Genomic DNA, 15,442 nt, shown 5'->3' on the forward strand with positions numbered 1-15,442 from the left:
ATGAACAGCACGCTTATCCAGACAGACCGTTTCACCCTGAGTGAAACCGAGCGCTCGGCCATCGAGCACGAGCTGCATCACTATGAAGACCCGCGCGCGGCGTCGATCGAAGCCCTGAAGATCGTTCAGAAGGAACGTGGCTGGGTGCCGGACGGCGCCCTCTACGCCATCGGCGAGATTCTGGGCATCCCCGCCAGCGACGTTGAAGGCGTGGCGACGTTCTACACCCAGATCTTCCGCCAACCGGTGGGCCGTCACATCATTCGCGTGTGCGACAGCATGGTCTGCTACATCGGTGGTCACGAATCCGTGGTCAGCGAGATCCAGAACAAACTGGGCATCGGCCTGGGCCAAACCACTCCGGACGGCCGCTTCACTCTGCTGCCGGTGTGCTGCCTGGGCAACTGCGACAAGGCGCCGGCGTTGATGATCGACGACGACACATTCGGTGACGTGCAGCCTGCTGGCGTGACCCAATTGCTTGAGGGCTACCCATGACCCTTACATCTTTCGGCCCCGCCAACCTGATCAAGCGTTCGCCTGAGACCCATCCTCTCACCTGGCGCCTGCGTGACGATGCCGAGCCGGTATGGCTCGACGAGTACCAGGCCAAGAACGGCTACGCCGCTGCGCGCAAAGCCTTTGCCGACATGGCCCAGGACGACATCGTCCAGACCGTGAAAGACGCCGGCCTCAAAGGCCGCGGCGGTGCAGGCTTCCCCACGGGCGTGAAGTGGGGCCTGATGCCCAAGGACGAGTCCATCAACATCCGCTACCTGCTGTGCAACGCGGATGAAATGGAGCCGAACACCTGGAAAGACCGCATGCTGATGGAGCAACTGCCCCATTTGCTGATCGAAGGCATGCTGATCAGTGCCCGCGCGCTGAAAACCTATCGCGGCTATATCTTCCTGCGTGGCGAATACACCACCGCCGCCAAGCACCTCAACCGTGCCGTGGAAGAAGCCAAGGCTGCTGGCCTGTTGGGCAAGAACATCCTGGGTTCCGGCTTTGATTTCGAACTGTTCGTGCACACCGGCGCCGGGCGTTACATCTGCGGTGAAGAAACCGCACTGATCAACTCCCTCGAAGGGCGCCGCGCCAACCCGCGCTCCAAGCCCCCCTTCCCCGCCGCCGTGGGCGTATGGGGCAAGCCGACCTGCGTCAACAACGTTGAGACCCTGTGCAACGTGCCGGCGATCATCGCCGACGGCGTGGACTGGTACAAATCGTTGGCCCGTGAAGGCAGCGAAGACATGGGCACCAAGCTCATGGGCTTCTCCGGCAAGGTCAAGAATCCTGGCTTGTGGGAGCTGCCATTCGGCGTTACCGCACGCGAGCTTTTCGAGGACTACGCCGGCGGCATGCGCGACGGCTACACCTTGAAGGCCTGGCAGCCAGGCGGCGCTGGTACCGGTTTCCTGTTGCCCGAGCACCTCGACGCACAAATGTATGCCGGCGGCATCGGCAAGGTGGGCACCCGGATGGGTACTGGCCTGGCGATGGCGGTGGACAACACCGTGAACATGGTCTCGCTGCTGCGCAACATGGAGCAGTTCTTTGCCCGTGAATCCTGTGGCTTCTGCACCCCATGCCGCGACGGTCTGCCGTGGAGCGTCAAGCTGCTGATGGCCCTGGAAAATGGCGAAGGCCGTGAGGGTGACATCGAGACCCTGTTGGGTCTGGTCGGTTTCCTCGGCCCAGGCAAGACCTTCTGTGCTCACGCACCGGGCGCCGTGGAGCCATTGGGCAGCGCAATCAAATACTTCCGCTCGGAGTTCGAAGCCGGTATTGCGCCTACCAGCGCCGCCGTCCCGCCTCTGGCAAGGCCGATCGTAGTCGGCGCGTAACGCTTTAAAAGGCGAAGGGTCCGTGCCCTTCGTCTTCTCATGGGCTGACGCCGTAAAGGCTGTGTTGATGCCCATGAATAACAAGATTCCATTAGCCACGCCCGCTGACAACGGGCCAACGAAGAACTTTGAACCATGGCCACTATCCACGTAGACGGCAAAGCGCTCGAAGTCGATGGGGCGGACAACCTGTTACAGGCATGTCTGTCACTAGGCCTCGACATCCCGTATTTCTGCTGGCACCCCGCACTCGGTAGCGTCGGTGCCTGTCGCCAGTGTGCGGTCAAGCAATACACCGACGAGAACGACACCCGTGGTCGTATCGTCATGTCCTGCATGACCCCAGCCACCGACAACACCTGGATCTCCATCGAAGATGAAGAATCCAAGGCGTTCCGCGCCAGCGTTGTCGAATGGCTGATGACCAACCACCCCCACGACTGCCCAGTCTGTGAGGAAGGCGGTCACTGCCACTTGCAAGACATGACGGTGATGACCGGCCACAACGAGCGCCGTTATCGCTTCACCAAGCGTACCCACCAGAACCAGGACCTCGGCCCGTTCATTTCCCACGAGATGAACCGCTGCATCGCCTGCTACCGGTGCGTACGTTTCTATAAAGACTACGCTGGCGGCACCGACCTTGGTGTCTTCGGCGCCCACGACAACGTGTACTTCGGTCGCGTTGAAGACGGCGTGCTCGAAAGCGAGTTCTCCGGCAACCTCACTGAGGTCTGCCCGACCGGTGTGTTCACCGACAAGACCCACTCCGAGCGCTACAACCGTAAGTGGGACATGCAATTCGCCCCGAGCATCTGCCACGGCTGCTCCAGCGGTTGCAACATTTCCCCGGGCGAACGCTACGGCGAACTGCGTCGTATCGAAAACCGCTTCAACGGTTCGGTCAACCAGTACTTCCTGTGCGACCGTGGCCGTTTCGGCTATGGCTACGTCAACCGCAAGGATCGCCCGCGCCAACCACTGCTGGCCGACGGCACTAAGCTGAGCCTGGACGACGCGCTGGATAAAGCCGCCGACCTGCTGCGCGGCCGTAATATCGTCGGTATCGGTTCGCCTCGCGCCAGCCTCGAAAGCAACTACGCGTTGCGCGAACTGGTCGGTGCCGAGCACTTCTACTCCGGCATCGAAGCTGGTGAGCTGGAACGCATCCGTCTGGTCCTGCAAGTGCTGAACGACAGCCCGCTGCCAGTGCCGAACATGCGCGACATCGAAGACCACGATGCCATCTTCGTGCTCGGTGAAGACCTGACCCAGACCGCCGCGCGTATCGCGCTGTCCCTGCGTCAGTCGGTCAAAGGCAAGGCTGAAGAGATGGCCGACGCCATGCGCGTACAGCCGTGGCTGGACGCTGCGGTGAAAAACATTGGCCAGCACGCGCTGAACCCGCTGTTTATCGCCAGCATCGCTGAAACCAAGCTCGACGACATCGCCGAAGAATGCGTCCACGCTGCACCGGACGACCTCGCCCGCATCGGTTTCGCCGTGGCCCACGCCCTGGACGCCAGCGCGCCTGCCGTCGAAGGCCTGGACACTGAAGCCGTCGAACTGGCCCAACGCATTGCCGACGCCCTGCTGGCAGCCAAGCGTCCATTGATCATTGCCGGTACCTCGCTGGGTTCCAAAGCATTGATCGAAGCCGCCGCCAACATCGCCAAGGCCTTGAAGCTGCGCGACAAGAACGGCTCCATCAGCCTGGTCGTGCCGGAAGCCAACAGCCTAGGCTTGGCCATGCTGGGTGGTGAGTCCCTGGACGCTGGCCTGCAAGCCGTGATCGACGGCAACGCCGACGCCATGGTGGTGCTGGAAAACGACCTGTACACACGCACCGACGCCGCCAAGGTTGACGCTGCACTGAACGCCGCCAAAGTTCTGATCGTGGCCGACCACCAGAAGACCGCCACCAGCGACCGCGCTCAGTTGGTATTGCCAGCGGCGAGCTTTGCCGAAGGCGACGGCACCCTGGTCAGCCAGGAAGGCCGCGCCCAGCGCTTCTTCCAGGTATTCGATCCGAAGTACATGGACGCCAGCATCCTGGTTCACGAAGGCTGGCGCTGGCTGCATGCCCTGCGCGCGACCCTGTTGAACCAACCGATCGATTGGACCCAACTGGACCACGTGACCGCAGCCGTCGCCGGCAGCACACCGCAGCTTGCGCGTATCGTCGATGCCGCACCGTCCGCCGCGTTCCGCATCAAGGGCATGAAACTGGCCCGTGAACCGCTGCGTTACTCCGGTCGTACCGCCATGCGCGCCGACATCAGCGTGCACGAACCGCGTACCCCACAAGACAACGACACCGCGTTCGCCTTCTCCATGGAAGGTTACTCGGGGTCAGTCGAGCCGCGTCAGCAGGTGCCGTTTGCCTGGTCGCCGGGCTGGAACTCGCCACAAGCCTGGAACAAGTTCCAGGACGAAGTCGGTGGTCACATCCGCGCTGGCGACCCAGGCACCCGCCTGATCGAAAGCACCGGTGACTCGCTGAACTGGTTCGCAGCAGTACCGCGCCCGTTCAACCCGGCCCAGGGCACTTGGCAGGTTGTGCCGTTCTTCCACCTGTTCGGCAGCGAAGAGAACTCTTCCAAGGCCGCGCCGGTGCAAAGCCGCATCCCAGAAGCGTACGTGTCCGTGGCCAAGTCCGAAGCCGACCGTCTCGGCGTCAACGACGGTGCCGTGCTCAGCCTGAACGTGGCCGGCCAGACTCTGCGTCTGCCGCTGCGTATCAACGAAGCGTTGGGCGCTGGCCTGGTTGCACTGCCTAAAGGCCTCGCCGGCATTCCGCCTGCGATCTTTGGCAAAACCGTTGACGGTCTGCAGGAGGCAGCGCAATGACCTGGTTCACCCCTGAAGTGATCGACGTGATCATCTCGGTCGTCAAGGCCATCGTGATCCTGTTGGCCGTGGTCGTTGCGGGCGCCCTGCTCAGCTTCGTCGAACGTCGCCTGCTGGGCTGGTGGCAGGACCGTTACGGTCCGAACCGCGTTGGCCCATTCGGCATGTTCCAGATCGCTGCCGACATGCTGAAAATGTTCTTCAAGGAAGACTGGACCCCACCGTTTGCCGACAAGGTGATCTTCACCCTCGCGCCGGTCGTGGCCATGAGCGCCTTGCTGATTGCCTTCGCGATCATCCCGATCACCCCGACCTGGGGCGTGGCGGACCTGAACATCGGCTTGCTGTTCTTCTTCGCCATGGCCGGTCTGTCGGTATACGCGGTGTTGTTCGCCGGTTGGTCGAGTAACAACAAGTTCGCCCTGCTGGGCAGCTTGCGCGCCTCGGCGCAGACCGTGTCCTACGAAGTGTTCATGGGCCTGGCGCTGATGGGCATCGTGGTGCAGGTCGGCTCGTTCAACATGCGCGACATCGTCGAGTACCAGGCGCAGAACCTGTGGTTCATCATTCCGCAGTTCTTCGGCTTCTGTACGTTCTTCATCGCTGGCGTCGCCGTGACTCACCGTCACCCGTTCGACCAGCCTGAAGCAGAACAGGAACTGGCCGACGGTTACCACATTGAATATGCCGGCATGAAATGGGGCATGTTCTTCGTCGGTGAGTACATCGGCATCATCTTGATCTCTGCCCTGCTGGTGACGCTGTTCTTCGGCGGCTGGCACGGTCCGTTCGGTATCCTGCCGCAGTTGGCGTTCTTCTGGTTCTTCCTGAAGACCGCGTTCTTCATCATGTTGTTTATCCTGCTGCGCGCTTCCATTCCGCGTCCACGATACGACCAGGTGATGGATTTCAGCTGGCGCTTCTGCCTGCCACTGACCCTGATCAATTTGCTGGTGACTGCTGCCGTTGTGTTGTTGAACACGCCAGCGGCCGCGGTTCAGTGAGGATTTGACCCATGTTCAAATATATTGGCGACATCGTTAAGGGTACCGGTACCCAATTGCGAAGCCTGGTGATGGTATTCGGTCACGGTTTCCGCAAACGCGACACCCTGCAATACCCGGAAGAAGCGGTGTACCTGCCGCCGCGCTATCGCGGCCGTATCGTGCTGACCCGCGACCCCGATGGCGAAGAGCGTTGCGTAGCCTGCAACCTGTGCGCCGTAGCGTGCCCGGTGGGTTGCATCTCCCTGCAGAAAGCTGAAACCGAAGACGGTCGCTGGTACCCGGACTTCTTCCGCATCAACTTCTCGCGCTGCATTTTCTGCGGCCTCTGCGAGGAAGCTTGCCCGACCACCGCAATCCAGCTGACACCGGATTTCGAGATGGCCGAGTTCAAACGTCAGGACCTGGTGTACGAGAAAGAAGATCTGCTGATCTCTGGTCCCGGTAAAAACCCTGATTACAACTTCTATCGTGTTGCAGGTATGGCCGTTGCCGGTAAGCCGAAAGGCGCCGCACAAAACGAAGCCGAGCCGATCAACGTGAAGAGCTTGCTGCCTTAAGGAAGAAAGATGGAATTCGCTTTCTATTTCGCATCGGGTATTGCAGTGGTGTCCACGCTTCGCGTGATCACCAACACTAACCCCGTGCACGCCCTGCTCTACCTGATCATTTCGCTGATCGCCGTGGCCATGACGTTCTTCAGCCTTGGCGCACCGTTCGCCGGTGTGCTCGAAGTGATCGCCTACGCCGGCGCCATCATGGTGCTGTTCGTGTTTGTGGTGATGATGCTCAACCTGGGGCCGGCTTCGGTCGCCCAGGAACGCGTCTGGCTCAAGCCCGGCATCTGGCTCGGCCCGGTTGTCCTCGCAGCGCTGCTGTTGGGTGAACTGCTGTATGTGCTGTTCGCTCACCAGAGCGGCCAGGCCATCGGCCACACCACCGTAGACGCGAAAGCCGTGGGCATCAGCCTGTTCGGCCCGTACCTGCTGGTGGTCGAACTGGCTTCGATGCTGCTGCTCGCGGCAGCCATCACCGCCTTCCACTTGGGCCGCAACGAAGCCAAGGAGCAATGACGATGCCTGCTATCCCTTTGGAGCATGGTCTGGCGGTTGCCGGCATCCTGTTCTGCCTTGGCCTGGTCGGCCTGATGGTTCGCCGTAACATTCTGTTCGTGTTGATGAGCCTGGAAATCATGATGAACGCTGCGGCACTGGCGTTCATCGTTGCAGGTGCACGTTGGGGCCAGCCTGATGGACAAGTCATGTTCATCCTGGTGATCAGCCTGGCAGCCGCCGAGGCCAGTATCGGCCTGGCGATCCTGCTGCAACTGTATCGTCGCTTCCACACGCTTGATATCGACGCTGCCAGTGAGATGCGCGGATGAACATGATCTTTCTGACTTTCGTATTTCCCCTGATTGGTTTCCTACTGCTGTCGTTCTCCCGTGGACGCTGGTCGGAAAACCTCTCGGCCCTGATCGGCGTGGGTTCCATTGGCCTGTCGGCCATCGTGGCCGCCTACGTCATCTGGCAATTCAACGTAGCGCCGCCGGAAGGTGGTCACTACACCCTGGTGCTGTGGCAGTGGATGTCGGTGGAAGGCTTCAAGCCTAACTTCGCCCTCTACGTCGACGGCCTGTCGATCACCATGCTCGGCGTGGTCGTCGGCGTGGGCTTCCTGATCCACCTGTTCGCGTCCTGGTACATGCGCGGTGAAGCGGGCTACTCGCGCTTCTTCTCGTACACCAACCTGTTTATCGCCAGCATGCTGTTCCTGGTGCTCGGCGATAACCTGTTGTTCCTGTACTTCGGCTGGGAAGGCGTGGGCCTGTGCTCGTATCTGTTGATCGGTTTCTACTACAGCAACCGCAACAACGGTAACGCGGCACTCAAGGCATTTATCGTTACCCGCATCGGCGACGTGTTCATGGCCATCGGCCTGTTCATCCTGTTCCAACAGGTGGGCACGCTGAACATCCAGGAACTGCTGGTGCTGGCACCACAGAAATTCCAGGTCGGCGACTTCTGGATCACCCTGGCGACCCTGATGCTGCTGGGCGGCGCCGTGGGTAAATCCGCGCAACTGCCGCTGCAAACCTGGCTGGCGGATGCGATGGCCGGTCCTACCCCAGTGTCGGCACTGATCCACGCCGCTACGATGGTAACTGCGGGTGTCTACCTGATCGCCCGTACCCACGGCCTGTTCACCCTGGCGCCGGACATCCTGCACCTGGTGGGCATCGTCGGCGGCGTGACCCTGGTGCTGGCCGGCTTTGCCGCGCTGGTGCAGACCGACATCAAGCGTATCCTCGCCTACTCGACCATGAGCCAGATCGGCTACATGTTCCTGGCCCTGGGCGTTGGCGCCTGGGACGCGGCGATCTTCCACCTGATGACTCACGCTTTCTTCAAGGCCCTGCTGTTCCTTGCCTCTGGCGCGGTGATCGTTGCCTGCCACCACGAGCAGAACATCTTCAAGATGGGCGGCCTGTGGAAGAAACTGCCGCTGGCCTACGCCAGCTTCATCGTCGGTGGTGCAGCCCTGGCCGCACTGCCACTGGTGACCGCAGGTTTCTACTCGAAAGACGAAATCCTCTGGGAAGCCTTTGCCAGCGGTAACCAGAACCTGCTCTACGCAGGCCTGGTGGGTGCGTTCATGACCTCGCTGTACACCTTCCGCCTGATCTTCATCACGTTCCACGGTGAAGCCAAGACCGAAGCGCACGCAGGTCACGGCATCTCCCACTGGTTGCCACTGTCGGTGCTGATCGTACTGTCGACCTTCGTCGGCGCCCTGATCACCCCGCCCCTGGCCGGTGTACTGCCGGAAAGCGCCGGCCATGCCGGTGGCGCCGCCAAGCACAGCCTGGAAATCGCCTCGGGCGCCATTGCCATCGCGGGTATCCTGCTGGCCGCGCTGTTGTTCCTCGGCAAGCGTCGCTTCGTGACGGCCGTGGCCAACAGTGGCATTGGCCGCTTCCTGTCGGCCTGGTGGTTCGCCGCCTGGGGCTTCGACTGGATCTACGACAAACTGTTCGTCAAGCCTTACCTGGCTATCAGCCATGTACTGCGCAAAGACCCGCTCGACCAGACCATCGGTTTGATCCCGCGCGCCGCCAAGGCCGGTCACACCGCCCTGAGCCGCAGCGAGACCGGCCAACTGCGTTGGTATGCAGCGTCCATGGCGGTCGGTGCCGTGCTGGTGATCGGCGCCATCGTTGTCGTGGCGGTCTGACCATGTCTATGTACATTGCGAACTTTGCAAACTTGCGAAAGGAAACGAGCCTGTCATGATTCTGCCCTGGCTAATCCTGATCCCCTTCATCGGCGGCCTGCTCTGCTGGATGGGTGAACGCTTCGGCGCCACCCTCCCCCGCTGGATTGCGTTGCTGACCATGTCCCTGGAACTCGCACTCGGCCTCTGGCTGTGGGCCCACGGTGACTATTCATTCGCTCCGGCACCGGGTGTCGATCCGACTTTCGCGCTTGAATTCAAGCACGTGTGGATCCAGCGCTTCGGCATCAACGTGCACCTGGCCCTCGATGGCCTGTCGCTGTTGATGATCCTGCTGACCGGCCTGCTGGGTATCCTCTCGGTACTCTGCTCCTGGAAAGAGATCCAGCGTCACGTGGGCTTCTTCCACCTGAACCTGATGTGGATCCTGGGCGGCGTTGTCGGCGTGTTCCTCGCCCTCGACCTGTTCATGTTCTTCTTCTTCTGGGAAATGATGCTGGTGCCGATGTACTTCCTCATCGCGCTCTGGGGTCACAGTTCTTCGGACGGCAAGAAAACCCGGATCTACGCGGCGACCAAGTTCTTCATCTTCACCCAGGCTTCCGGCCTGATCATGTTGGTGGCGATCCTGGGTCTGGTACTGGTCAACTTCAACAGCACAGGCGTGATTACGTTCAACTACGCCGACCTGTTGAAAACCAAGATGTCCCTGACCACCGAGTACATCCTGATGCTGGGCTTCTTCATCGCGTTCGCGGTGAAGCTGCCGGTGGTGCCGTTCCACTCCTGGCTGCCTGACGCTCACGCCCAGGCACCGACCGCCGGTTCCGTTGACCTCGCCGGCATCCTGCTGAAAACCGCTGCCTATGGCCTGCTGCGTTTCGCGCTGCCGCTGTTCCCGAACGCCTCGGCGGAGTTCGCGCCGATTGCCATGACCCTGGGTCTGATCGGGATCTTCTACGGTGCGTTCCTGGCGTTCGCGCAAACCGACATCAAGCGTCTGATTGCCTTCTCGTCCGTTTCCCACATGGGCTTCGTACTGATCGGCATCTACTCCGGCAGCCAGCTGGCGTTGCAAGGCGCAGTGATCCAGATGTTGGCGCACGGTGTTTCCGCCGCTGCACTCTTTATCCTGAGTGGCCAGTTGTACGAGCGCCTGCACACCCGTGACATGCGTGAGATGGGCGGCGTGTGGTCGCGCATCGCGTACCTGCCGGCGATCAGCCTGTTCTTTGCCGCTGCCTCGTTGGGCTTGCCGGGTACCGGCAACTTCATCGGCGAGTTCCTGATCCTGATGGGTGCCTTCGTGCAAACGCCTTGGATCAGCGCCATTGCTACTTCCGGCCTGGTATTCGGTTCGGTCTACTCGCTGATCATGATCCACCGCGCCTACTTCGGCCCGGCCAAGTCCGACACCGTCCTGAAAGGGATGGATGCTCGCGAACTGATCATGGTGCTCGGCCTTGCGGTGCTGCTGATCTACATCGGCGTGTACCCGCAACCGTTCCTGGACACTTCTGCCGCAACGATGCATGGCGTGCAGCAGTGGTTCGGCACCGCCTTCTCTCAACTCGCTTCGGCCCGGTAAGAGCGCTATGGAATTCACGATCCAACACTTTATCGCGCTTGCGCCGCTGCTGATTACCAGCCTCACCATCGTGGTGGTGATGCTGGCAATCGCCTGGCGCCGCAATCACTCACAAACGTTCCTGCTGTCCTGTGCCGGTTTGAACCTGGCTTTGCTGTCGATTATCCCGGCACTCAAGGTCGCGCCACTGGCGGTGACCCCGCTGATGATGGTCGATGACTTCGCGCTGCTGTATATCGCGCTGATCCTTGTCGCCACCCTCGCCTGCGTCACCCTCGCCCACGCCTACCTCGGCGAAGGCGGCACCGGCTACCCAGGCAACCGCGAAGAGCTGTACCTGCTGATCCTGCTGGCTGCGGCCGGCGGTATCGTGCTGGTCAGCGCACAGCACCTGGCCGGCTTGTTCATCGGCCTGGAACTGCTGTCGATCCCGACCTACGGCCTGGTGGCATACGCCTTCTTCAACAAGCGCTCCCTGGAAGCCGGCATCAAGTACATGGTGCTGTCGGCGGCCGGTTCCGCGTTCCTGTTGTTCGGTATGGCCCTGCTCTACGCCGAAGCCGGCAGCCTGAGCTTCACCGGTATCGGCCACGCACTGGCTGCCACCAACAGCCCGGCGCCGATTGCCCAACTGGGCCTGGCGATGATGCTGATCGGCCTGGCATTCAAGCTGTCGCTGGTGCCGTTCCACCTGTGGACCCCAGACGTGTACGAAGGCGCCCCGGCGCCGGTGGCTGCGTTCCTGGCTACCGCGTCCAAGGTTGCTGTGTTTGCCGTGATGGTGCGTCTGTTCCAGATCTCGCCTGCTGCCAATACCGGCGTGCTGAGCAACGTGCTGACCGTGATCGCCATCGCGTCGATCCTGTTCGGTAACCTGCTGGCCCTGACCCAGAACAACCTCAAGCGTCTGCTGGGTTACTCGTCCATCGCTCACTTCGGCTACCTGCTGATCGCCCTGGTGGCGAGCAAAGGCCTGGCCGTGGAAGCCATCGGCGTTTACCTGGTCACCTACGTGATCACCAGCCTCGGCGCCTTCGGTGTAATTACGCTGATGTCCTCGCCGTACAAAGGCCGTGACGCTGACGCCCTGTACGAGTATCGCGGCCTGTTCTGGCGCCGCCCGTACCTGACCGCCGTACTGACCGTGATGATGCTGTCCCTGGCCGGTATCCCGCTGACCGCGGGTTTCATCGGCAAGTTCTACATCGTCGCTACCGGTGTCGAAGCCCACGAGTGGTGGCTGGTTGCGTCCCTGGTACTGGGCAGCGCTATCGGCGTGTTCTACTACCTGCGCGTGATGGTCACCCTGTACCTGATCGAGCCAAACCTGCGCCGTGTGGATGCCGAGCTGCATTGGGAACAGAAGGCAGGCGGCGTGATGCTGCTGGCCATCGCCCTGCTCGCGTTCTTCCTGGGCGTGTACCCACAACCGTTGCTCACCCTGGTGCAGCACGCGGTACTGGGCGTTTGATCGCTTAGCGGGATGCAGTAAACAAAACGGCGCCTTCGGGCGCCGTTTTGCGTTTCTGGATGCCCTGCAACAGGGCGTTCACCTCACTCGTTTTGGGCCAAATCGCGGATAGCCCAAAATTGCATATCCAACCCAGGAAACCCGGCGGGTACATGGATCGCAAAACCGCTCGACTGGCTCAACAGTTGCCAATACTCGCTGCTGCGATCAAGTTCGAAATACGTGCAGCCCGCATAGAACGGCAATTGCCGTGGGGCTGCCGGCAAAGGCCGCAGGCCAACACCCGGCAGTTGCAGGTTGACCAGGTCGCGGATTTTCTCCATCGAGCCGATCTTGACCTGGGAGGGGAAACTGCTGCGCACGCTGTCCGCCGCCATTTGAGCCTGAACCACCAGGATGAAGGTGGCCGAGGCCAGTAACGCCCGGTCCGGCAGCACGGCCACACGGATGCCGTATTGGCGCTCTTCCAAGGGAATAGCGATGGCCCGCGTATCCATCACGGTCGAGAGCATCCGACGCAGTTCAAGCATCACCGGAGCAAACGTTTCTGCCAGGGCCGTATGGCGATACACCGGGTAGGCAGGCGTGCGCTTATCGTCGCGGCTAAACGTTGCCAGCTCACCGGCCAGGGCCGAGAGGTCGCGATACAGTTGCTCGGGATGCAGGCCGCTCATGGTCGATAAATGGCGCATCAGCGGCAGGCTACGATTGAGCACCTGCAGTTGCAGGACATCGGCAATGTCCGCTGCACCACTGCCATCGAGCCGGGCCACGCGCGAGGCCGTGGCTTCGCCCCGCTGCTGCACCAGCCCTGCGACCTCATCGACCATCGCCTTGAGGCATTCGGCCGCCCGGATATCCAGACAGGGCGGGCAGTAGCCGCGATCAAGCACCACACAGTTGTCGGCGCGCTTTTCCACCACGTGGGCGATACCCAGTGAGGTGAAGGCATCGGCCACGTCGCCCTCAAAGGCCAGACGCACGCGCAACTTGCCGACACTCATCAGCGCACTGCTGTCCAGTCCATTACTGTCCCAGACTTCGTATTCAGCGCTGCGAAGTCGGGCGAAATTTTCGATACTGGGGTTGTCGTCAACCTCCGGGATCCCGGGACGTAAGCTTGGTAACGCCAACACCACTGTCAGGTCGCGCGCATCATCGGGGATGGTCAGGGGCGGCGGCATTTCATCATCGAATGGCAGGCCGACAGGCGTTCCATCCGGGAATATACCGCTGTATGAAAGCAACGATACCTTGCCCAGAGCCAGTTGCTGCGGGTCAATGTCCAACGCCGAAAAGCCCCAGCCATACGCACGCAACGCCGTGACCCGTGCCTCCAGTTGGGTTTGCAGGAAACGGTCATGTTGTTGCAGATGCTGAGGCTGCAACAACATGCCTTCGGACCAAACCACTTTGTGTTTCCAGGACATTAAGTTCTTCCAATATTGGCAACGGTAGAAGCAGACAGAGCCGACAACGGCTTACTTGCCATCGTCGGCCTCCTTGGGCGGCAGCGGCACACCCGCAGGCCCGGTGGCCGCCGCCAATGCCGCGGCGGTGGCAGCGGTTGCGGCCTGAGGCAAGGGCACAGGCATGGCCGAAGCGAGAATCGAACCTGGAGAAAAGGTCATAAAGGCCCCACCGACCTTCAAGGTGATGCTCGCGCCGGCTTCGATCACCACGTTCGCCCCGCCCTTGATATGCACATCGGTACCGGCGGTAATACCCGTCTTCATGGCGCCCTCGATAATCATCTCGCTGCCGGCGCTCATCGACACCGCACCGCTGGTTTTTTCATTGCGGTTGCCGTCCACAGAGGAATGACGATCACCGCCGACCTTCTCGCGCAGGTCCTGGTCGATTCTGGAGTGACGGTCGCCGCCTACCCAGTCCAGGGCATCCTTGAGCACTCGCTGGTCGAAGTTTTTCTGGGCGTGCAGGAACACCTGCTCCGAACCCTTCTTGTCCTCGAAGCGCAGTTCGTTGTAGCCACCACCGCCCTTTGAAGAATGGGTCTTGAGGGTCGAGCGGGTGGCATTTTCTGGCAGTGCATAGGGCGGCAGCGATTCCGCGTTATAGACGCTGCCGGTGACCAACGGCTGGTCGGGGTCGCCGTCGAGAAAGCTGACCACCACTTCCTGGCCGATACGCGGGATATGCAGGCTGCCCCAACGCTTGCCGGCCCAGCCCTGGGCTACTCGGACCCAACATGAGCTGTTTTCGTCGCCCTTGCCCTCGCGGTCCCAGTGGAACTGCACCTTGATCCGTCCGTATTTGTCGGTCCAGATGTCTTCGCCCTGTTTGCCCACCACCTTGGCGGTCTGCGGACCGTGCATCCGTGGCTTGGGCGATACGCAAGGTGCTCGAAATGGCTGCTGGTGCGGCATGGCCACGAACTCGCAAGTCAACACGGGCGCGGGCTCGGTCGGTGGCGTCGGCTCATAGGTGTCTAACGACAACGTGTAACGCGCTTCCAGCAGCAAACACTGCGCGTTCTGTTCACTGCGCGGGTGCTCGGCCAAGGTCATCAACGCTCCCGGGAACAGCCCCCGGGCACGAGTGGCACCGCTGATCCGACCGGCGCCGGTCTGCAGCGATTCAATCAAGGTGCGGGCATAGGTTTCGCCCTGTTTGCGCTCGGTGTATCGACCCGGATAGTCGTAACGTTCGTGACGAGACTGCGGGTAGTCACCAGGCATGGCTGACTTGACCATCAGATTGACGCTGGGCTTTTCGAAGTCGAAGTCCTTCAGGGTATAGCCGCCCGGCGCCACCTCGCCGCTCATGTGCCAGGCGTAGATCACCTCGCTTTCGCGCAGGGCGTGATCCTGGGACGGCATGTAGCGCAGTTGGGCATAGCCCGGCGCCGGCGAATGCGCGCCGCAGGAATCGGCAAGTACCAAGGTATGACGGCCAGCAGCGCTTTTGAAGAAGTAGTAGATACCTTCCTGCTCCATCAGCCGGCTGACAAAGTTGAAATCGCTCTCGCGGTATTGCACGCAATAGTTAAGTGCCGCGTAGTCCGCACTCAAGCCCGAGGTGTCGACATCGGCAATGCTGTAAGGCGCGAACACCTGGTTGAGGATCTGCGGCACGCTCAGGCCCTGGAAAATACGGCAGTCGCTGGCCAGTGTCAGGAACCACAACCACGGCCTCAACACCGCTTTGCACGTGGTATAGCGCCCTTGACGACCGGTTATGGAGAAGTGGCTCACATGCCCGCTGAAGTAACGACTACCGCCCTTGGGCAAGTCCACCGCAATGCTCATCGGCGTAGCGAGCAAGTCGTTGATGTCCAGGTCGGCGCGTTCGCTGTACAGCTCCACCTCGTATTCACTGAGACGAGACAGCCCCTCGAATGCCTGCATGCTGCGAAACAGCAGCACATCGTCGCCGAGCACACTGCTGACCTGAATGTCACGATGCATTTGACTGGTTGCCATAG

The 15,442-nt window shown here is 61.2% G+C and carries 12 protein-coding genes; 10 read left to right on the plus strand and 2 right to left on the minus strand.

Going from position 1 to position 15,442, the window contains the following annotated elements; all coding sequences use genetic code 11:
• From nuoE to nuoN, 10 genes are all read left to right on the plus strand, one after another.
• Nucleotides 1-498 (plus strand): NADH-quinone oxidoreductase subunit NuoE, encoded by a 498-nt coding sequence (nuoE, locus tag G9Q84_RS12355; RefSeq protein ID WP_181643414.1) that lies wholly within the window; start codon nucleotides 1-3, stop codon nucleotides 496-498.
• On the plus strand, nucleotides 495-1,850 hold the full coding sequence (gene nuoF, locus G9Q84_RS12360) for an NADH-quinone oxidoreductase subunit NuoF (RefSeq protein WP_003174722.1): 1,356 nt from the start codon (nucleotides 495-497) through the stop codon (nucleotides 1,848-1,850). The genes nuoE and nuoF overlap by 4 nt, the downstream gene beginning before the upstream one ends.
• Before the next feature lie 135 nt (nucleotides 1,851-1,985).
• The gene (nuoG, locus tag G9Q84_RS12365) at nucleotides 1,986-4,700 is read left to right on the plus strand and encodes an NADH-quinone oxidoreductase subunit NuoG (protein ID WP_032889693.1); all 2,715 of its coding nucleotides are present in this window, start codon (nucleotides 1,986-1,988) and stop codon (nucleotides 4,698-4,700) included.
• A complete protein-coding gene (nuoH, locus tag G9Q84_RS12370) occupies nucleotides 4,697-5,704 on the plus strand; it encodes an NADH-quinone oxidoreductase subunit NuoH (protein WP_003174724.1) in 1,008 nt (335 codons plus the stop codon). The genes nuoG and nuoH overlap by 4 nt, the downstream gene beginning before the upstream one ends.
• Nucleotides 5,705-5,715: 11 nt before the next feature.
• Nucleotides 5,716-6,264: an NADH-quinone oxidoreductase subunit NuoI gene (nuoI, locus tag G9Q84_RS12375; protein WP_003174725.1), complete on the plus strand. Its 549-nt coding sequence runs from the start codon at nucleotides 5,716-5,718 to the stop codon at nucleotides 6,262-6,264.
• Between the two features lie 9 nt (nucleotides 6,265-6,273).
• Nucleotides 6,274-6,777: an NADH-quinone oxidoreductase subunit J gene (gene nuoJ, locus G9Q84_RS12380; RefSeq protein WP_003174726.1), complete on the plus strand. Its 504-nt coding sequence runs from the start codon at nucleotides 6,274-6,276 to the stop codon at nucleotides 6,775-6,777.
• A gap of 2 nt (nucleotides 6,778-6,779) precedes the next feature.
• Nucleotides 6,780-7,088: an NADH-quinone oxidoreductase subunit NuoK gene (gene nuoK, locus G9Q84_RS12385; protein WP_003174727.1), complete on the plus strand. Its 309-nt coding sequence runs from the start codon at nucleotides 6,780-6,782 to the stop codon at nucleotides 7,086-7,088.
• The gene (nuoL, locus tag G9Q84_RS12390; RefSeq protein ID WP_099601015.1) at nucleotides 7,085-8,938 is read left to right on the plus strand and encodes an NADH-quinone oxidoreductase subunit L; all 1,854 of its coding nucleotides are present in this window, start codon (nucleotides 7,085-7,087) and stop codon (nucleotides 8,936-8,938) included. Before nuoK ends, nuoL begins: the two co-directional genes overlap by 4 nt.
• Before the next feature lie 55 nt (nucleotides 8,939-8,993).
• Complete coding sequence (gene nuoM / locus G9Q84_RS12395; protein ID WP_017527174.1) at nucleotides 8,994-10,526, plus strand: NADH-quinone oxidoreductase subunit M; 1,533 nt, start codon at nucleotides 8,994-8,996, stop codon at nucleotides 10,524-10,526.
• Nucleotides 10,527-10,533: 7 nt separating this feature from the next.
• Complete coding sequence (gene nuoN, locus G9Q84_RS12400) at nucleotides 10,534-11,997, plus strand: NADH-quinone oxidoreductase subunit NuoN (protein ID WP_003174731.1); 1,464 nt, start codon at nucleotides 10,534-10,536, stop codon at nucleotides 11,995-11,997.
• Between the two features lie 83 nt (nucleotides 11,998-12,080).
• On the opposite strand, the gene tssK is transcribed toward nuoN, so the two are convergent.
• Nucleotides 12,081-13,427, minus strand: a complete 1,347-nt coding sequence (gene tssK / locus G9Q84_RS12405) for a type VI secretion system baseplate subunit TssK (protein WP_181643415.1) — start codon at nucleotides 13,425-13,427, stop codon at nucleotides 12,081-12,083.
• A gap of 51 nt (nucleotides 13,428-13,478) precedes the next feature.
• Nucleotides 13,479-15,440: a type VI secretion system Vgr family protein gene (locus G9Q84_RS12410; RefSeq protein ID WP_181643416.1), complete on the minus strand. Its 1,962-nt coding sequence runs from the start codon at nucleotides 15,438-15,440 to the stop codon at nucleotides 13,479-13,481.
• Nucleotides 15,441-15,442: the final 2 nt, after the last annotated feature.

It is taken from the genome of Pseudomonas sivasensis (genome assembly GCF_013778505.1).
Classification (GTDB): Bacteria; Pseudomonadota; Gammaproteobacteria; order Pseudomonadales; family Pseudomonadaceae; genus Aquipseudomonas; species Aquipseudomonas sivasensis.